The following is an 18,196-nucleotide window of genomic DNA, read 5'->3' on the forward strand; positions in this document are numbered from 1 at the left end:
GCCCAGGGCACTGACTCTTCCCATCCCCACCGGCGAGTCAGAGCGGCCACCGACTCTACGGATGTTCCCTTCGGCTCGGGGAGGGCTGGCCGGTGACTGGCTGCCCGGTGACACCTTCCGGCTCACCCATCCTGGAGATGGCCCGCCGCGCGGCCGAGTATCGCGCGGCAGGCCGTCGCATCATCGACCTCACGCTCGGCGAGCCCGACTTCGCCCCGCCTGCGCACGCGGTTCTTGCCGCCCAGGAGGCCGCCGCCCGCCCGTTGGGCTACGCCCCCGCCAACGGGATACCGGAACTGCGCCAGGCCGCACGGCACGCGCTGGAACGAGACCGCGCCCTGAGTTACACGGATGCCGAGGTGGCCGTGGGATGCGGTGCCAAACAGGTCATCTTCAACGCCCTCTTCGCCACCCTGGGCCCGGGCGACGAGGTGATCATCCCGGCGCCCTACTGGGCAAGTTACCCGGACATGGTTCGCCTGTGCGGCGCCGTGCCCGTGATCGTTCCCTGCTCGGCCGAATCAGGGTTCAGAATCACTCCCGACACCCTGGAAGCGGCCATGACCGAACGCACACGGTGGGTCCTGCTAAACGCTCCCGGAAACCCCTCGGGCGCCACCTACAGTCATGACAGCCTGACCGGTCTCGCCGAGGTCCTGCGACGGCATCCCTCGGCGATGATTCTTTCGGACGAGATCTACGCCCACATCCGCTACGGCGAGGGCGAGTACATCAGCATCGCGCAGGTCGCGCCTGATCTGCACGAGCGGATCCTGCTCGTCGACGGCGTCTCCAAGGCGTACGCGATGACCGGCTGGAGGGTCGGCTGGGGGGTCGGCCCGGCCGAACTTGTCCGTCGTATCACCGCCGTACAGACACAGAACTGCACGCAGACGGCGACCGTCAGCCAGATCGCCGCTGTCGCCGCCCTTGAGGGACCGCAGGAACTGCTGGCGCAGCGGTGTGCAACGTACCGCCAACGGCGCGACGCGGCTCTGGCGATTCTGCAGCAGAGTCGGCACCTGGACACGCTGGAACCCGACGGCGCGTTCTACCTCCTTCCGCGCCTTGCGAAGGGCGACGACCTCACGGCAGCGAACTCCCTCCTCGAAGCGGGATGTGCGACCGTCCCGGGCAGCGCCTTCGGCGCGCCGGGCCACCTGCGGCTCTCCTTCGCCACCGACATCGCCTCCCTGGAAGAGGGCTGCCGCATCATCGTCGCCACGCTGGACGGGATTCCGGCGTGATCGCACTGACCGTCAAGGCCCTGATCCCGGTCGTCCTGCTGATCGCGCTGGGCTACGCGCTCAAGCGATCGATGATCACGGCCGAGGGCTTCTGGTCCGCAGCCGAGCGCCTCAGCTATCACGTGCTGCTGCCGGCTCTGTTCCTGCACAGTCTGGCGACGGCCGACACCGACGATCTGCCGGTAGCGGCCCTGGCAGGCACTCTGGTCGCCTCCACGGTGACAGTCGCCGTGCTGATCATCGCCTTCAGGCCCATGATGCGACTGAAAGACGACGGCTTCACCTCCGTCTTCCAGGGCAGCGTCAGGTTCAACAACTACATCGGCGTGACCATCGCCGCCGGCCTGTACGGCACCCAGGGCATCGCCACCGCCGCGGTCTGCAACGCGGCGATCGTGCCCACGGTCAACATCTTGTGCGTGCTGGTCTTCGCGCGGTTCGGGAGCGCACGCCTGCGTCTTGCGGGCATCGTCAAACAGCTCGTGACCAACCCGCTCATCCTCGCCTGCGCGGGAGGCATCCTCCTTCAGGCTCTCGATCTGCCCCTGCCGCCGGGCATCGAGCCCGCGCTCCAGGCACTCGGAGCCGCCTCGATGCCGCTGGGGCTGCTGTGCATCGGCGCCGCGCTGCGCTTCGGTGCGGCACGGTCATGGGCGGCGCCGATCCTCACGTCGTCGTCCGTCAAGTTCGCCCTCATGCCCGCCGCGACCTTCCTGGCGGCTCAGATGGTCGGCCTGGGATCCCAGGCGCTGATCATCGCCGTGCTCTTCCAGGCCCTGCCCACGGCATCGTCCTCGTACATCATGGCGAGGCAACTCGGCGGCGACGCACCGCTGATGGCCGGGATCACCGCGACACAGACACTTCTTGGGATCGCCGCCGTCCCGCTCGTCCTGGCGCTGGTCTCGGCATAGCGCTTTCAACCGGGCGGAAGGCTGGCTAGCGCCGCTTCATGCGGTGGCGGCGGACCGCATCGGTGTTGGCACAGCGCGCGCAGCAGTAGGCGCGGCGACCGCTGCGGCTGGTGTCGACGAAGGCGGTCCGACAGGAGTCCAGCGAGCAGACGCCCAGCCGTTCCCCCTCGGCCTCCATGGTGAAGATGGCCAGAGCTCCCGCGGTCACGGCTTTCACACGGCTTTGGACGTCCTGGCCGTCCGGTGCGAAGTGCAGATGTGGCCGCAAGTCGTCGTGCGTGGTCAGGTACACGCTTCCAGCGCCGTCCGCGAGCAGAGCGTTGATCATCTCGCACCGTTCGTCCTGCGAGGCAGCCTCGAAAACGGGCCTCAAACGCCGCGACCACACCCTGATCTTCTCACCGGCCGAGCCAGTGACACGCGAACGCCGGATCGCATGCTCCTGCAGTGCCCGTTCCAGTGCCTCAGGCCCCCAGGAACCACTCGACTCGAGATTCACCAGCGACACGGCCAGGTGGACCCCGACCATGTTGTCATGTTCAAACTTCACTCAACCATTGCAACACATGCCAGGATCCGCCGGACAGAACCTAGAGCGCTCCCCATATCCGGTCGACCCTCTCCTTCTCCTCGTCACTCCAGCCGGGACTGCCGGCGACATCGCCGCGGTGGGAGAACCGCTCACCACGCGCCCAGCCGGCCATGGGCTCCACGCTCCAGGGCAGCCCGGCCTAGGTAAGCGCGGTACTCGGCGTAGGCGCGGTGGAGGCGCTCCTGCAGCTGCAGGAGGTTGTCAGGGAAGGGAGCTGGTGTCGGTCACCCTTGAATCGCGAGTCTGTTCGATTCCAGACGGGAAGTCGGCGCTCCGGTTGGTCACCCGGTCGGCACCGGGGCGGCACCACGGGTGGCGCGGGCCACCCTCTTACGGTGATGGGGCTCGACGAATCTGGCTCTGTCCGGAGTTCCGTGAACCTCAAGGTTGGCGTCTCTTGCTGTGCTGGAGGATGGGCTTCAGCAGCCTCTCGGCTTCGCTACGGACACCGGCGTCGTCATCTGTCTTCAATTCCTGCAGTTGCTGGATGAGTCGGCTTTCGCCTGCATCAGTCATCCACCCGGGGTCACAATCAACTGCTGCGCTGAGCTGGTCTGAGGTCCACGTGTGCGCCGCGCAGGAGAGGGCTGCCAGGACGATTCGCAGGCCCTTCGTATCTGCCCGCGCCAACAACGCCTCGGCCGTCTCCTGAGTCACTCCTGTGTCCCGAGCGTCCAGCAACAGGCGGTGGAGGACCTCGGTTACGCCCCCGACTTCGGCCGCCGCTGCGAGTCGACGCCCCGCAGCGGCTCTCACGGACCACGAAGGTGAGTACGCGTCCTTCATAAGAGAGCCGTATCGCGTCCAGGCCGAGCTGGTGGTGGCCGAGCAGGACTGGAGCGAGTGGGTCATTGCCCGCTCGCGGGTCGGCGAGGTCCTGGCCCTGGGCGGTGCTGGAGATGCCGCCCCGGATTCCACCGGGGGCCTGCGGGAAACTGGTCCGCAGCCCGAGCCGGCGAAGCCGAAGTCGGTGGTGCCGGTGTGGCGCGCGGGGCTGGCCTGGTCGGTACTGTCGGTGGACTACCAGCGCATCCTTCGGGTCCTGTCCGACCCGCAAGGTCTCGGCCAGGGACCGTTGACCTGCCAGGAGATGGCCGTCGCGTTCGGCATTGACCCGGTGCCGGCGAAGGTGGAGACGCTTCGGTCGAAGGCGAAGCGGCTGGTGGCCCGGGGGTGGCTGGCCGAGCCGGTGCCGGGGCGGTTCACGCCGCTGCAGAGCGAGTCCGGGTCAGGCGGCGGGTCATGAGCAGGGTCATCGACCAGTAGACCATCGCCTCGGCGCTGGCGGTGCGGCGTTCGAAGTCGCGCGCGAGGCGGCGGGATCGCATCAGGTGGGCGAAGAACCGCTCGACGATCCATCTCTTGGGCAGTACGACGAAGCCGCGCATGTCGTCGCTGCGTTTCACGATTGCCAGGACCAGCGCGAGCGTGGCGAGGCAGTGTTCGATGAGGCTGCCGGTGTATCCGCCGTCGGCCCAAATCAGCTCCAGCCGGTGATGCGCGTTGGTGACCTGCTCGAGAAGTACCCGGGCGGCAGTGCGGTCGCCGGTGTCCGCGGCGGTGACCATCACGCCCAGCAGCAGGCCGAGCGTGTCCACCACCGCGTGCCGTTTGCGCCCGTTGATCAGCTTGCCGCCGTCGAATCCGCGGCTGTCCGCGCCGACGACGGCGTCCGCCTTCACCGACTGGGAGCCGATCACTCCCGCGGTCGGCTCCGGGTCCCGGCCCGCCTTCTCGCGGACCTTCCCCCGCAGCCGGTCGTGGAACTCGACGATCAGACCGTGTTCGCGCCAGCGTCGGAAGAAGGCGTAGACCCGGTCCCATGGCGGGAAGTCGGCCGGCATGGCCCGCCATTTGGTTCCGTTGTCGACCAGGTAGTGGACCGCGTCCAGCGGGAACGTTGGTCCGCCTCCGACCTGGCGCACACCGTCCCGCCTGGACACGCGGTGCTGTCGCTGGCCTCGGTCCGCGGCGAACGGGCGGCCCCGCTCCTGGTCAACCTCACGACCTGACGAAGGGCCGGTCACCCGGGCGACTGCCCCTTGTACTCGGGGACGGCACGACGTTGGGCAAGGAGTCGTCGAGGAACGAGGAAGGGCCGACGTCATGGACGTCGGCCCTTCCTCCGGCACGCCGCGCGTCAACTTGGCGCTGCCGAGAATGCCCTGGTCATTTGGTTGCACCCAGTAGGTCCAGGGCTCTGCTGGCCCCCCAAGGAATCATGGGAGGTGTTTTCCTTCCTCCACCATGCCGTGAACTCTGATGTGTCGGCAATTTTGGCTGACACGCGGATGAGCCAATCCGGGTCAGCACGAGCGACCTGGGCCTTTTCAAGCCCCGGGAACACCGGAATGTGCGCTACCACCCTCCAAGTCACCGCATCCCCCACCAGGTTGGATGGGCTTGGTCGCCGATGAGCCAATATTCCGGCAACTGAGAACAATCGGACCATTCGACTTCGATCCGTATTACCGCGCTAACCCTCTGTGCTGGAAGACTTACGGGTGCCCGTACATCCGTGCAGCGTCAACTGCCGGATGAAAGAGCGGGTTGCACCCAGTAGGCGGAGGGCGCTGGCACCTCGGTTCCGGCGCCCTTCCAGAACAGACAGGGCCTCGCATGTCCGACAACACCACGGGCGGAAACGTCTCCACGCCGCTCCCGACCTCCCCCCGACCGCAAGTGACCACCGGATACTCCGGTCAAGGTCCGGCCCGGCTGACCTCCGCCCACACCCTGCTCCCCGGCGCCCTTGCGGCGCTCGGCACCGTGCTCTTCCTCGTCGGCGACATCCCGGTGGACGAGATCTTCAAGCTGCTGGCCAGCTGCGTCGCCATCGGGGTGTCGGCCAACCTCGTCATCACCGGAGGCCGCCGCATCGTCGAGGCCTTCGGAGCGACCTTCGCCCGCGGCCTGGTCGACCTCGCCGACAAACAGCGGTGAGGGGAGACCTCGATGGGACGCCTGCCGAAACCGATCGACACCACCTACCCCCGCCGCGCCGAACTGGCCACGGCCCTGCGTGACCTCCGAGACGCCCGCAGCCTCACCTACGAGGACATGGCCCGGAAGTGCAATACCTCGGCGGCCACCCTCAAGAGGGCGGCCGCAGGCGTCAGGGTCCCCAAGCAGAAGGTCGTCGAAGAGTTCGCCCGCGCCTGCGGCGAGGACCCGCTCACGATCCGGACGCTCGAGCACATGCGCGTCAAGGCGCGTATCGAGGAGCGGGGAATCCTCAAGACCCTCCGGGCACCGCAGGTCCACCTCATCAGCGACAAACCCGATCTCGCTCAGGCGCTGCTGTACGTCTACGAGGCGGCCGGCGCACCCAGTCTCCGCGAGGTTCACGACCGTTGCGGCAACCCCCACGCCCTACCGGTCAGCACCATAGGACGCATCGTCGCCCGCACGACGACACCGGCCGACGAGAAGCAGCTCCTGGCCTTCCTCCATGGCTGCGGCATCCGGAACCGAGACCAGGACTGGCTCAAGGCGTGGGAGAAGGCCACAAGTCCGGAGGGCGGCCTCTTCGCCAGTCGAATCGTGGACTTTGTGAGCGATCCGGCCCTGATCGTGAGCCCGTCATTCGGCCAGGAGTGGCGGGCGGACCTCGCCAAGGCGGCGGCCACGCAGTTCTATCCCGTGCAAGGCCAGATGAAGCACCGTCTGAGCCGCCCCACTTCTTTGAGGCTTCAGCGAGGTGAGACGCGGACTGGCTGATCATTATTCGTGCCCCGGGGCCTTCGCCCGGGGCAGGAATGTCTCGCTCTGCAGAGCACGCGCTCCTGGTGCGCATCGCCGTACGCCACGTCGGTGACGTACGGCAGCAGGCGATGACGTTCTGGAGGACGGCGGCCGGGCCAGGGCTTGTACCGCGGCCCGGCGTCGTCCGGCGCCTCACAGCTTCAGGTAGGCGAGACCGGCGACAAACACGGCCGCCGCGATAGGGCCGGAATCAGGGCGGGGTGCGCCATCGCGACATAGCCGAAGAAGCCTGTCGCGAGAAGCAGCAGCGCGGTGTTCGAGCGTTCGTTGGTCGGCATGAATCCTCCAGATGAGTTCGAGACGTGCCCGGCGGATCGAGCACGGGGACACGTCGGAGGACCCGCTACTTAGTCCCGCAAGCCCTCCGGTCACGCAGCCGACGACGGTCCAGTGGCCCCTTCGCCGACGACACGCGTACGTCAGAACCCAATCGGGGGCGATGAAGAAGTCGTTCCCCCAGATACTCGCCAGTACGTAAAGTCGGTGATGTACATGGTCTGCACCATGTACATCACCCTGTCGCTGGCGAACGGGCGGCCCCCGCCTGGTCAACCTCACGACCTGACGTCATCCGGCCAACTCCTCGGGCCCTGCTTCAGATCCCCCAAAGGCCAGGTCAGAGGGGTGATTCCTTCGACGATGAAACTTCCGGGCCCCGTGATGCACCGCTACGGGTGCAGGGCTCTGTCGGGCAGCGCATGCTGAAGGAAGGGGGCAGGCCTTGGGGATGGGCTCGGTCTCCGCGCCCATCGGTAGGAGGCATCCTGTGCCCCTGACTGTTCAGATCTTCTTGTCCGTCGCGCTTGTCGTGCTGGTGTCGGGCGTTGTCCTTGCGCTTCTCGGCTTCCCACAGCATGCGCACAAGGCACCTGGCGCGGCTCGTGAGCGGGTTCGTTCACTGGCTGGTCTTCTTGCGGTACTCGGCAGTGACGCGGCCATCGTCATTGTTGTCATCTGGGGTGCTGGCAGGCTCGGGGGTCTGGACTCGCCGGAAGCGATCGCACTGGTCACTGGTGCGTTCACGGCTGTGAGCACCATGGCAACCGCGTATCTGGGTATCAAGGCGGTGTCGAACACGGCACAGGTCCTTGCTCAGCCGAGAAGTGGTTGCGAAGGACCCGACGGGCACAGTCAGGGGGCCCCGGCCGATCCGCGCGGGCCAGAGGCCGGGGCGGGTGACCAGACCGCGGCATCGTCCGAAAGTCCTGGGACCGGCGGGTCAAAGACTCCGGCAGAGTCTGCTTGGGAACTGTATGTGGCGAGCTTGAGGGCGGAAAACCCTGACAATGCGGCGTTCTTGGAGGCGCTAGCACAGGATCGGTCGGCCCGGGAAGCTTTCTGGGAGGCGTCACGGAAGTGGTTTGCCCAACAATCCGAAGAAGCCGAAAGGCCCAAGCGGTGATCGCCTCAGGCGTCGCGAGCGTGGACAAGCGGCTCCGCACATTCTTCCTGTGAATTGTGTGGTTGGTGGCGGGGCCTGAACCGTCGAGACAGGGTGCGGGGTGCTCCGTGGTTCCAGCGTCCGACGCCGGCCCGCCGGGCGGGCCCGCTCCTGGTCAACCTCACGGCCTGACGTCATCCGGCCAACTCCTCAGAGCGTTCCGGGCCGGTTTCTCCCGGTCTGCCGCGAATCAGCGTCGTGCGAAGGCCAGTTGACCTGCACAAGTGCGGTGTCGGGCCGGTGGAGGGGACGTAGATTCGGCAGGTGATCGAGGTCAGGGGGTGCGGATGACGAATGGCCAGGGCGCATGGGATCCGGCGGACGGGTCCGCGCCGTACCCGCCGGCGCCGAAAGTCCCGCCGCCGCGCCCCGCATACCCGTCCGTACCTGATCCTGCCGACCCGGCGGACGATCCGGCGGGCCGGGAGTCCTGCCGGGCGTAGAACAGCGCTTCCTCGAGGGCTGCCGCGACGGCGCCGGCGTCCATGCCTTTCGCCCGGCGCCGGACGACGCGGCGGCCGATGCGGGCGGGGGTCGACCGGCTCGCGGGGCGGGGCGATGCCCGGGGCAAACGGACGGCGAGTGGTGCGCCGGGGCGTGGTCATATTCGGCCTCGATTCGGAGTGCGAATTCAGGAGCGGGCCGCCGCCAGAGCGCTGTACGGCGACCCGTCGAATTGTTTTATAGCAGGTCCAGAATTGGGTCGTGTCAGAACCGGAATTCTATGGACTGGATATCTGTGAAATCTGCTCGCAGGCCAGCGGCACGAGTGCCCCAGTCGGTGAAATAGGACTCGATGATGGCCTCGGCGACGATCGGATGCAGGTCCTCATCCGTCGCGCCTGCCTCCTGGAGTTCGAGGATCTGCTTCGCGTAGGTGGGGGAGATCGCCGTGGTGATGGTGCGCTCGCGGCCGTCGTCCGAGCTGCCCTCGCATGTGAATCCGAAGTGCGCCATCACGTCCACCATCATGCCGCTGGAGGTGGCTGCCCGTTCGCGTGCATGTGCTCTGACCTGCGGTTGCCACTCGGATTCGGTCTCCTCCACCAGCGCGGCCTGGAGGCGCTTCTGCGGGGTCGTCAGCTGCCCGGCGCGGTAGCGCTCCACCGTCCGGCGCGAGACGCCCAGGCGCTCCGCCAGGGCCTTGGTGGACCCCTTCGCCCGCGTGAGGAGGAATTTCATCTGAGACTTTGCCGATTTCGGCGTGGGCCGGGTGAAGACCTTCCGCTCCGCCCGCGCGAGGGCTTCCAGGACCTTGCCGCGGCCCGGGGCCGGCTGCTGCTCGTTGTCGCTCATACCTCCAGGGACCACGGATCGCCTGTGGAGAAGGGAGAGCATCCGCGCAGGTGGCTGCCGGTGCCGCGTGCGCCTGCCCGTACGGTGGAGGCATGACGACGTCCTCCGCCCCCGAGCCGGTGCCGGTCCCCATCCGGGTGCTACTGCCCGGGGACCAGGAGGTCGTCGCGCACCTGTGGGCGAAGCGCAAGGTGCGCGACGGCTGGCTGTACGAGGTCGGCCTCCCCGCGTACCGCAACGGTCCAAAACGAGAACGCGACTGCGCCACACGGTTACTCCGACGATGCTGTCGCATGAAACCTCCCCGGCTGCCGTGGGCCCCGGAGCAGACTGGGAACCCACTTCTTCGACTGGACGCACAGGACGGTCGCACAGAAGGAGAAGTCCATGGCGAAGCAGACCTTCGATCCCAACAGGCTCACGTTCGAGCAGGGAGTGGAGCGCATCAAGAACGCGGTCCGCGAGAGCGGACTCGATGTCGAGAGCCGCATCATCACGTCGAAGGACGAGGGGGTCGAGAAGGCGCTCAAGATTCTCGAGGTCGATAATGTCCCGCCGGGGTTCCGCAAGTGGCAGCTTCCGGTGTACATGGCCTGTGAGTCCCAGCTCTACATCACGGTTGCCGAGCCGGGTGCACAGGCGTCCCCGCACGCGCACAACGACGGTGCCGGCATCCGGTTCATCGCGAGCGGGTCGATCGTCTACAACGGTTATGAGCTCACGGCCGGGGACTGGATGTATGTCCCGGCGGGCATGGAGTACTCCTTCGAGGTCGGCCGTTACGGCGCGCTGATGTGTTACTGCTACTGCTGCTCTTGCGCCTGAGCAGGGGCCGAACCTGACAGCCGGGAAGCCGGGGCCTGCCAGGCCCCGGCGCTGAGCGTGCCCGCGAGGTAGCAGCGAGCCGCCCAGGCCCGAGACGGCCACCCGGCGGTCGCGGAACCCTGTCGGGCGGATGTCGCACGCCAATGCTTCTATGCGGACGTGACCGGCCGGTCACGCTTGGCCCGCAGGACCGACGTATGCTCAGCCGCCGAATACCGCACCCTCGGAATACTGTCTCTCCACCAGTTCGGGGACACGGTGGAACCGGCCAAGTACCGGGTCTGGGTACGCGCACCGCAGCACGTACGGCCCCTGGACGGCGTGTCGTACGACGACGTGCCCGTCGAGTACCTGGAGCAGCCGTCGGTCGTGGAGCGGGAGCTGGGGCCGCGGAGGAACTCATCGGCCGGGCCCGGATCTGCAGCCGCTGCCGCGCCCAGGGCCCCCGGTGGAGAGCCTGGCGCACACCGAGCCCGCTCGGCTACGTAACCCTGTGCCCGCCATGCTCGGGCGCCACCTTCCAGCGGTACACCGGTCACCTCCACGGCGTGCTCTACGCGTCGGCCCGCACGCGCAGCACCCGCGCCGACGGATACCTGTGCCGCATGTGCGCGGAGACCCGGGCATCGGTCTGGGACCACTGCCACGACCACGGCTACGTGCGCGGCCCGCTGTGCGCCAGCTGCAACACCTTCGAAGGGAAGAGCTCGGCGCACTCCTTCCTGCGGGACAAGGAGGGCTCCGCGCTGCACTTGCTGGAGTGCCGCAGCTGCCTGGAACGGCGCACCCTGCCCGGCCGCTACCACGCCGCCCTCGCCCGGATGCATCTGGAGGCGACCGAGCGCCACGTCATCTGTTCGCGCCGCTGCCGGCATGAGCCGTGGTTCGAGGACGTCGAACTCGACCACGGCGCGTACCGCTTCGAGCTGTCCTGCTGGTGGCACGACGCACGGTGGACGAAGACCGTCACGGCGGTGGAGGCCGCGATGCTGGTGCGGGAGCTCGTCGACCAGGTGCTCGCGGCCGAGCAGCCGACCGCCGTGGTGCCGGCCCCGCGCGCAGCATCGGACACACCGTCCCCTGCGTGACCCCGGGAAACGGAGCGAGCCCGGACCGATGGTCCTGTGACTGAGTGCTTCACATGGCCAGTGAGCAGTTGTGGCCAGTTGAGCGTTGCCCCGACCAGGGCACTCTGAGCGCCCAAGTTTGGCCGGCGCTGTCCCCGCCCGATGCCGGGGACAGCGCGACAGACCGATCAGCGGAACGAGCACTCAGCCTCAGTGGTGGATCAGGAGCTCCCGCAGCAGCCGGAAGACGTTCGCGGTAGCGGAGACTGCGGCCAGAACCAGACCCCATCGAGTCTTCGATTTGTGCGGCTCCTGCTACCGCGAGGTACCGTCAGAGAACACGTTGCATCACCTCTCTTGTGGTGATCTTCGGTGCCCGTCGGGGCGAGTCGAAGCTGTCCAGGCCGCTCGCGCCGACGGGCTTCTTGGTGTTCTCCATGGAAACAGGAGATCGACTGTTCACAAATTCGATCTCGGCTATTCGGACACGGATTTGCCTGCTGTACTGGGGAGTTGTGGCAAGAGCCACCAGTTCTTTGCCCCATGATCCGGCTGAACGGCCGGCCAGGCGCCCCGCGAACTCGGCGGCTGGCCTCTCCTCATCCTCCGCGCCCACGCCCTTCGGGAGATCACAAGTCGCGCCCCCTCCGAGGCTCGACTATCCGGCCGCGTACAGCCGCATGAGCGCGTCCAGGAGCTGCTCCTCGGGGTACGGCATGACCCAGCGCAGGTGGTTCTTCTCTTCCGGAACGTTCTTCTCTTCCGGAACGGCTGCGCTGAGCACCGATGTGGCCAACTGAATTACTCAATGGCCAAGTAGGGCGCTCAGTCACAGGTCCTGTGACCGAGTATTTGATTTGGCGAGATGAGCAGGGTACCGGTGCGGAAAATGGGCGTCCGTACAGTCGAAGGTCAGCTCGATTCCGGCTTCCGTGCCGGGACCGTACTGTGCGCCTCTGACAGTCGCACGTCAGCCGGTGGCGGCTCGGTGCTGTCAAGATTGCGCCGCTGGTCTTTCGGGCCGCGAATTCCGGCCATTGGGCCTGCCCTGCTACTGAGCGCCAGCAAGCTGGGTGGGCCGGCGAATCCGCCGGACGACCTGACGAAGGGACTGGTTTCCATGCGGAAAAAACATTGGGCGTCGATGACCGGCGCTGTGCTCTTCGCGGTTACGGCACTGAGCGGCTCGGCGACGGCGGCACCGGCAGGCACGCCTTCCATGCCCTCCGGGTGCGGTGATGCGTTCTATTCGAGCCGTAGCGAGGGGCACGCCTGGATCCGGTACTGCGACAACAAGACGTGGGCATGGGCCGACGTGACGGATGACAAGGCGGACGGCAGGTGTCCGAGGCTGACGGCCCAGCTGATCTCCGGCGGGCACGTGCACTCCGCAGGAGTGGGCCCGAAGGGCTCGACCCAGTACCGGCAGGTCAGGGCTCCTGCCGACAACCCGATCTACGTGGCGGGGCTCAGCTGGGTCAGCTGCTGATTCCCTGAGCACGCCTTCAACACCGCACCGGCTTGTACCAGGAGCATTCGAAATCGGTGGGCGAGGCCGTTCACCGTGCGCCTCCAGGGCGTACGGACCTCGTGGTGTCTTCCGTGGTTACGCTCGCGTCCTCGACGTCCTCCAGGGGGCGCAAGGTGAGCTGATGGGCCGACGTGTCGTAGAACGGTGCGGGAAGTCCGGTTGGAAATGAAACGAAGGGCTTACCGTTGTCGTCGACTTCCTGCTCTCACCCTTTTCCGCCCGCAACCCCGTGGAGTGCTGCGGGCAGAAACATGACAGATTTCGGGTTGCCTCTTACCCTCCAGCCAGGTTGGCACCGGCACCAACGGGCGCACAACTGTCCACTCCGCGTCCGTCATGGGGTTCCAGCAGTCCTCGCCGCAAAAACAACGGAGTAGCCCCTGACCTGGGGAGTTGGGTGGCTATCCGGTCTCAGCCAGCTCGCTGGCGACCTTGCTGAGGTGGCGGTAGATGGTGGGGCGGGTGACGCCGAATTTGTCGGCGATCTGTTGGACGGTGTAGTCGCCGGAGTCGTACATCTCGCGGGCGAGCTTGACCTGGCGGGGGCTGGCCGCCGGTGCGTCCGCGGGCGCGGGCGGCTTCCAGACCGTCCATCGTCCGCCCCGACATCAGGGCGTGCTCGAACTCGGCTACCGCTCCGAGGATCTGGAAGAACATCCGCCCGACTGTGGTGGAGGTGTCGATGCCCTGGTCGAGGACAACGAGGTCGACCCGTGGGACTGGAGGTCCTTGGACAGCTCGATGAGGTTCTCCAGCGAGCGGCCGAGGCGGTCGAGCTTGGTGACCACGAGCTGGTCGCCTTCGCGGGCGACGAGAAGGGCTTTGTCGAGTTCGAGGCGGCGAGCAAGCTTGCCGGACACCTTGTCTGTGAAGACCTTCTCGCAGCCAGCCGCGCGGAGTGCGTCCTGCTGGGCTTCGGGGTGCCGAGTCGATACGCGCGGGAACGTCATGTCGTTCTCACGAACGATCGTTACCCGGCACTTGGGTAGTCCCCTTCTGCCTTGCCTCTCCAATAGGCGAGGGTGCTCAGGGTGACGAGGGTGAGGGGATGGTCTTCGCCCATCACCCGCACCTGGTCGGCGAGCAGCTCGGCGAAAGCTGCCGCAGCCCCGGCCGCATCCCCCGCCTCCCCCCGCCACAAAGCGAGGTTGTACCGGGCGGCGAGGGTGTCGGGGTGGTCGGTGCCGCGGCCGTGTCGGGCGACGTCGGCGAGGTGCCGGAAGTGGTCTCGGGCGGCGGCCACCTGGCCGGCCCGGCCGTAGCTGTAGCCGGTGCGGAACAGCACTGCATGTGTGTCGGGCCGGTGCAGGGCGTCTTCGGCGCAAGTGGCCAGAGCGGTGGTGTTGGCGCGCAGGGTCTGGGCGAGGGCGGTGTCGCGTTCGATTGCTGGCCAGGCGGCTCTGAGGGCGTCGGCGGCGGTGCGGGCGGTGTGGTCGTAGTGGTGGGGGGTGAGGGTGTCGCGGGTGGTGCGCTGGATGAGCTGGTGGACGCGGACGGCCTGGTTTGGGGTGGTGGGTGTGTGGTCGATGAGGCTGAGCCGGTGCAGGGCCCGCAGGGCTCTGGTCGCGTCCTCGCGGGTGGCCTGTACTGAGGAGCGCTGCCGTTTGCCCGGCCACCACTTCAGCCGCCGCGCGCGTCCAGGGCCGGCCTGGGTGCGGTGTGCGGCCAGGTGGGTGAGGGCGGGGGTACTGGTCAGCACGTCGTGGGGGATGCCGTTGGCGTCGAGCATCGAGGCGAGTTGGAGCATGGGGCGGGCCACCAGCAGGGCGCAGGGTGTCGGCGCGGTCGATGGACAGGGACCAGGCGGCGGCCAGGGGGAGGGCCTGGTCGTCGGGCAGCCGGTCGGGGGCGGTGTCGGCGAGCGTGGTGGCGCGGTCGGCCAGCAGTGTGCGGTAGGTGGCGATGTCGTCGCCGGAGTCGATGAGGTAGGCGACGGCCTGGGCGAGGGCCAGGGGCAGGTGTCCGAGGTCGCCGGCCAGGGCGGTGAGCTGGTCTGCTGGTTCGACCCGGCCGTGCGTGGCCAGGGATGTGGTGAGGTAGGTGAGGGCTTCGTCCGGGGTGAACAGGCCGACCTCGACCGCGTGGCGGCCGTCTGCGGCGAGGGCGGCGTCGCGGCGGCGGGTGGTGACCAGGGTGCGGCCGTGGGGGCTGGCGGGCGGCCACAGGCGGTGCAGGTCCGCCGGGTCGGTGACGTCGTCCAGGACGATCAGCCACCGGCACGGCCTGGCTCCCGTCTTGGGGGTGAGCCAGGCCAGGAAGGATTCGGCGGCCTTCTCCGGATCAGTGGGATCGGCCCGGCATAACTCGACGCCAGCCTGCGCGTATCCGCTCACGATGGCCTCTCGGGTGCTGGCGGTGAGCCAGACCAGGACGTCCAGGCCACCGGCCTGGCTGCCGTCCTTCCATGCGGTGTGGGCGTAGTCGGCGGCGAGCTGGGTCTTGCCCACCCCGCCCATTCCGGTCAGGACCTGGCCCAGCACCGCGGTGCCACCGCCGTCGACCGTCGCGCGCAGCCGTTCCGCCTCGGCACGGTGCTGGAAAGAGCGTGCCCGTCGAGGGATGACCCCGACTTGGTGCGGCCACGGGGCCGGCTCCCGGGGCATGTCGTGCTGCACCACAGTCAGCTGTTCGACGCTCACCTGGTGGATATAGCCGGTGTTGGCAATCCCGCCCTCGGACGCGGCCGCATCCCCGGTCCCGGATATCCGTACCGGAGCAGCGGGGGCGCCGTCGCTTCCCGGTACCGGTCCGCGGTTGCCGCTCACCGCTGTGGCCCCGACACGGCCGCAGCGTTCCCGGTATCGGTCACCGCGACGTCAGCGTCGGCGGCGTCGATGGGGCCTTGCTGGCGCTTGTCTCCTGCGGTCACGCGACCGATTCCCCCCGCTCTTTGTGTTCTGACCGAGCTGTCAGGTGTAGTCGATGCCGCTGACGGCGTTGCTGCCGTCGCCGGTGGCGGTGGCGCCGCCGGTCCTTTCCACCTGTGCCGAGCCACTGCCCCGGCCCTGCGGGCGCCTGACCCCCGTCAGCGCTGTTCCACCATCGTCCGCACGGGCCGGCCCGGTGCGCACGGCCGTATCGTCCGCACGGCTTCCCGAGTGCTGAAACAACGCCCACACCAGAGCCGCGATGCCGGCGGCGGCCTGAACGCAGGCTCCGGTCAGCTGTCCCGCATCGGGGCCGTCCAGCAGCCAGACCAATGGCGTCGAGACGACCCCGGCCACCGCCAGCACGATGACCGTGATCTTCCACCCCTGCGACATGCCCGCTCCCCCTCGCCACGACCGTCCCCGGCTGACGGTCCGCCACTTCATATTGCGGCAGGGCAGTTCGATCCGGAACAGGAACACGAACACGACCCGCAGCATCCTGGTTCCAGCACACCCCGGCCCCGGGAGGAAAGCGGCTCCCGGCCCAGGGCTCTCACACGGAACCCGCCGGATCGCCGCCGTTGCGCAGAGGCCGGTGGCCCCGCTCGTCGAGCTGGGCGAGTTCACGCTCGTAGTCGACGGTGATCGAGCCGTAGTAGTTGGCCACCTGGCTGCGGGCCGGGGAGATGTGCGCCAGGACCTCGCTGTCCACCTCGCGGCCGGCGCCGCGCAGCTGGTCGACGGCCAGGCTGAAGTATTCGGTGTGCCAGCTGGCTTTGTCGCCGAGTTCCAGAGACCGCAGGGTGTGGGGCATGGTGCGGGCCGCGTCCGCGATGACCGCGGCGTCCTTCGCGTCGGTTTTCGCCTCGCCCGGATACAGATCAGCGATCCGCCGCATCGCGAGTCCGGGCAGGTAGGCGACCTCGCAGCCCGCGGCGCGGGCGACGGTCAGGGGCAGGGCGCCGATGGACGCGGGCTGGTCTACGATCACCAGGACAGTGCCGAACTTGGCCTTGAGCTTGTCGAAGACGGCCCGCAGTTTCGGCTCGCTGTTGGGCATCGGCTTGTCGAAGACCCTCTTTCCGGCCGGGGTGAGCCCGTGGCCGTGGTGAGCGGTCTTGCCGACGTCCATCCCGAGGAAGACACCCACGCCTTCGGTGTCGAACATCGCACCCCTTCCGGGTCGTTGACCTTGCCGGCCTCGGCAATGGCGCCGTGCTCGCGCATCCACGTTATGCAGACCTGCCGCCCGCGAACTGCCCGGCATTGCGCCGGACCGGGCGGTGGCCGGGTCTCTCATCAGCGTCTGTGACGGCACCCCTCGGGCCCGGCGACACCACCCCTCAGGTCATCCGTTCGACAGAGGGGACACAGTCATACCGGGCCAGGAGGCCAGCGGCCCCATTGCAGGACCGCGAAAAACACAACGGGGGGGCTTCGGCGGCCTGCAGCTCGGGGTGCTTACAGGTAACGTTCGTCGGTTCGTTCATGTCCCTGCCGGGGCCGGCGGGACGGATCGGGGACGGCGCCCGTCAGGGCCTGCACTCCTGCACGCGTTGCGGCCTGTGACGCGAGAGCCCGCGTCAAAGTCCGGGTTGAACTGTCCTGGTCGTGTCTTAAAACACGTCGATGCCTGACGGGCAGACAAGCACATGAAGCCTCTGATGGAGCGGGTTCTCCTGGGCGAAAACCTGTCTACCAGGGGATTTCCTCGTCCGGCAGGACAACTACCCAGCTTCACCGACAGGTTGGAAAGTCTCACCGAAGCGCGAGGGTGGACAGACTGTGTTCACGCGAATACAGTGAGTTCGGGGCCTGCGAAAGCAGGAAATAGGGGGCGGAGTGAATAAATGGCGGCTGCAATGCCGCCTTATCTGCGATTCGGCGGGCTTCTTTTCTTCGAGAAGTCACTCATAGAGCCGATTAGGCCGCGCGGTTAATCCCGATGCAACCCTCTATCTCGGTATTCAGCACCGCAAAGAATTCCGCCATCGGCGCTGAATTCGACTCGCCCAAGACGCACTCAAACCGAAGGAGTGGCAATCATGCCGTTATCGGCAGCTGACCTCGAAAAGCTCGGGGACGCGCCCATCGCGATCCAGTCGACGTTCTTCCCGAACATCTACCTGCGCATGGACGGGACCGGGGTGACCTCCTTCGCCGGCTCCGGCGCCGGGACGGTCAACTGCCAGTACGGCACCGGCCCCTGGACGGGGTACAAGGTCCGGCCGCAGGCAGATGGGTCGTACGCCTTCGAGTCGGCGGCCTTCCCGAACGTTTTCCTGCGCCTGGACGGCGACGGAGTCCCCGCCACCATGGCCGGCGGGGGGAAGGTCAACTGCCAATACGGCGCCCACCCCTACGAGACGTACCACCTTCGCGCCCAGGCGGATGGTTCGTTCTCCTTCGAGTCGGCGGCCTTCCCGGGCATTTACCTGCGCATGGTGACCGGTAGCGGGGTGACCACCGCCACCGGCCCCGGCGGAACGGTGAACTGTCAGGTCAACGCCAACGGTGGCGAGCACGAGAAGTTCTATCTCGACAGGGCCTGATGGCCGGGTCGCCCGGGAGGATCTCACGCCTGGTTTCGGGCGTGATTTCCCGCGAAATCGTACGTGCCGTGGGGTAGGCCGCGAAAGTGCCTTCTC

Annotated in this window: 16 protein-coding genes and 5 pseudogenes; 10 read left to right on the forward strand and 11 right to left on the reverse strand. The window is 67.6% G+C overall.

The window, feature by feature from the left end; genetic code table 11:
* Positions 1-137: 137 nt before the first annotated feature.
* Entirely contained in the window at positions 138-1,247 is a 1,110-nt protein-coding gene (locus AB8A24_RS06880) for a pyridoxal phosphate-dependent aminotransferase (RefSeq protein ID WP_328959723.1), read from the forward strand.
* Positions 1,244-2,161, forward strand: coding sequence for an AEC family transporter (locus AB8A24_RS06885; RefSeq protein WP_328959724.1), 918 nt, complete (start codon positions 1,244-1,246; stop codon positions 2,159-2,161). Before AB8A24_RS06880 ends, AB8A24_RS06885 begins: the two co-directional genes overlap by 4 nt.
* A 25-nt stretch (positions 2,162-2,186) precedes the next feature.
* Here AB8A24_RS06885 and AB8A24_RS06890 read toward each other — a convergent pair whose 3' ends face one another.
* A complete protein-coding gene (locus AB8A24_RS06890) occupies positions 2,187-2,711 on the reverse strand; it encodes a CGNR zinc finger domain-containing protein (protein ID WP_369475140.1) in 525 nt (174 codons plus the stop codon).
* Between the two features lie 826 nt (positions 2,712-3,537).
* Between AB8A24_RS06890 and AB8A24_RS06895 the strand changes: the two genes are divergently transcribed.
* Positions 3,538-3,999, forward strand: a complete 462-nt coding sequence (locus AB8A24_RS06895) for a hypothetical protein (protein WP_369475195.1) — start codon at positions 3,538-3,540, stop codon at positions 3,997-3,999.
* Here AB8A24_RS06895 and AB8A24_RS06900 read toward each other — a convergent pair.
* Complete coding sequence (locus AB8A24_RS06900; RefSeq protein ID WP_369475141.1) at positions 3,956-4,678, reverse strand: IS5 family transposase; 723 nt, start codon at positions 4,676-4,678, stop codon at positions 3,956-3,958. The two genes, AB8A24_RS06895 and AB8A24_RS06900, sit on opposite strands and share 44 nt — an antisense overlap.
* A 694-nt stretch (positions 4,679-5,372) precedes the next feature.
* Here AB8A24_RS06900 and AB8A24_RS06905 point away from each other — a divergent pair.
* Both AB8A24_RS06905 and AB8A24_RS06910 read left to right on the forward strand, forming a co-directional pair.
* On the forward strand, positions 5,373-5,696 hold the full coding sequence (locus AB8A24_RS06905) for a hypothetical protein (RefSeq protein ID WP_328959728.1): 324 nt from the start codon (positions 5,373-5,375) through the stop codon (positions 5,694-5,696).
* Positions 5,697-5,708: 12 nt separating this feature from the next.
* The gene (locus tag AB8A24_RS06910) at positions 5,709-6,473 is read left to right on the forward strand and encodes a helix-turn-helix transcriptional regulator (RefSeq protein WP_328959729.1); all 765 of its coding nucleotides are present in this window, start codon (positions 5,709-5,711) and stop codon (positions 6,471-6,473) included.
* 185 nt (positions 6,474-6,658) lie between these two features.
* On the opposite strand, the gene AB8A24_RS06915 is transcribed toward AB8A24_RS06910, so the two are convergent.
* Positions 6,659-6,796, reverse strand: a complete 138-nt coding sequence (locus AB8A24_RS06915) for a hypothetical protein (RefSeq protein WP_328959730.1) — start codon at positions 6,794-6,796, stop codon at positions 6,659-6,661.
* A gap of 488 nt (positions 6,797-7,284) precedes the next feature.
* Between AB8A24_RS06915 and AB8A24_RS06920 the strand changes: the two genes are divergently transcribed.
* Positions 7,285-7,920: a hypothetical protein gene (locus AB8A24_RS06920; RefSeq protein WP_328959731.1), complete on the forward strand. Its 636-nt coding sequence runs from the start codon at positions 7,285-7,287 to the stop codon at positions 7,918-7,920.
* 747 nt (positions 7,921-8,667) lie between these two features.
* Here AB8A24_RS06920 and AB8A24_RS06925 read toward each other — a convergent pair.
* Positions 8,668-9,255 carry a terminal protein gene (locus AB8A24_RS06925; protein WP_328959732.1) on the reverse strand — a complete coding sequence of 196 codons (588 nt, stop codon included), beginning with the start codon at positions 9,253-9,255 and terminating at the stop codon, positions 8,668-8,670.
* A gap of 387 nt (positions 9,256-9,642) precedes the next feature.
* Between AB8A24_RS06925 and AB8A24_RS06930 the strand changes: the two genes are divergently transcribed.
* Positions 9,643-10,080 carry a cupin domain-containing protein gene (locus AB8A24_RS06930; RefSeq protein WP_030722986.1) on the forward strand — a complete coding sequence of 146 codons (438 nt, stop codon included), beginning with the start codon at positions 9,643-9,645 and terminating at the stop codon, positions 10,078-10,080.
* 548 nt (positions 10,081-10,628) lie between these two features.
* Positions 10,629-11,168 carry an endonuclease domain-containing protein gene (locus AB8A24_RS06935; protein WP_328959733.1) on the forward strand — a complete coding sequence of 180 codons (540 nt, stop codon included), beginning with the start codon at positions 10,629-10,631 and terminating at the stop codon, positions 11,166-11,168.
* A 538-nt stretch (positions 11,169-11,706) separates the two neighbouring features.
* Here the strand turns inward: AB8A24_RS06935 and AB8A24_RS06940 are convergent.
* A pseudogene (locus tag AB8A24_RS06940) lies at positions 11,707-11,889 on the reverse strand (DUF5926 family protein); the annotation flags it as partial.
* Between the two features lie 123 nt (positions 11,890-12,012).
* Here AB8A24_RS06940 and AB8A24_RS06945 point away from each other — a divergent pair.
* Positions 12,013-12,636 (forward strand): hypothetical protein, encoded by a 624-nt coding sequence (locus AB8A24_RS06945; RefSeq protein WP_328959734.1) that lies wholly within the window; start codon positions 12,013-12,015, stop codon positions 12,634-12,636.
* 443 nt (positions 12,637-13,079) lie between these two features.
* Here AB8A24_RS06945 and AB8A24_RS06950 read toward each other — a convergent pair.
* The 6 genes and pseudogenes from AB8A24_RS06950 to AB8A24_RS06975 form a co-directional block, all read right to left on the reverse strand.
* A pseudogene (locus AB8A24_RS06950) lies at positions 13,080-13,217 on the reverse strand (helix-turn-helix domain-containing protein); the annotation flags it as partial.
* Between the two features lie 79 nt (positions 13,218-13,296).
* Positions 13,297-13,628: pseudogene (locus AB8A24_RS06955) on the reverse strand (recombinase family protein); the annotation flags it as partial.
* 20 nt (positions 13,629-13,648) lie between these two features.
* Positions 13,649-14,425, reverse strand: a complete 777-nt coding sequence (locus AB8A24_RS06960; protein WP_328966151.1) for a tetratricopeptide repeat protein — start codon at positions 14,423-14,425, stop codon at positions 13,649-13,651.
* A 286-nt stretch (positions 14,426-14,711) separates the two neighbouring features.
* Positions 14,712-15,281 (reverse strand): annotated as a pseudogene (locus tag AB8A24_RS06965) (NB-ARC domain-containing protein); the annotation flags it as partial.
* Positions 15,282-15,587: 306 nt separating this feature from the next.
* Positions 15,588-15,941, reverse strand: a complete 354-nt coding sequence (locus AB8A24_RS06970; protein WP_328965747.1) for a hypothetical protein — start codon at positions 15,939-15,941, stop codon at positions 15,588-15,590.
* Positions 15,942-16,323: 382 nt separating this feature from the next.
* Positions 16,324-16,716 (reverse strand): annotated as a pseudogene (locus AB8A24_RS06975) (IS110 family transposase); the annotation flags it as partial.
* An 877-nt stretch (positions 16,717-17,593) separates the two neighbouring features.
* Here AB8A24_RS06975 and AB8A24_RS06980 point away from each other — a divergent pair.
* On the forward strand, positions 17,594-18,100 hold the full coding sequence (locus AB8A24_RS06980) for a hypothetical protein (protein WP_328959735.1): 507 nt from the start codon (positions 17,594-17,596) through the stop codon (positions 18,098-18,100).
* Positions 18,101-18,196 lie beyond the last annotated feature (96 nt).

It is taken from the genome of Streptomyces sp. BF23-19 (assembly GCF_041106355.1).
GTDB lineage: Bacteria > Actinomycetota > Actinomycetes > Streptomycetales > Streptomycetaceae > Streptomyces > Streptomyces virginiae_A.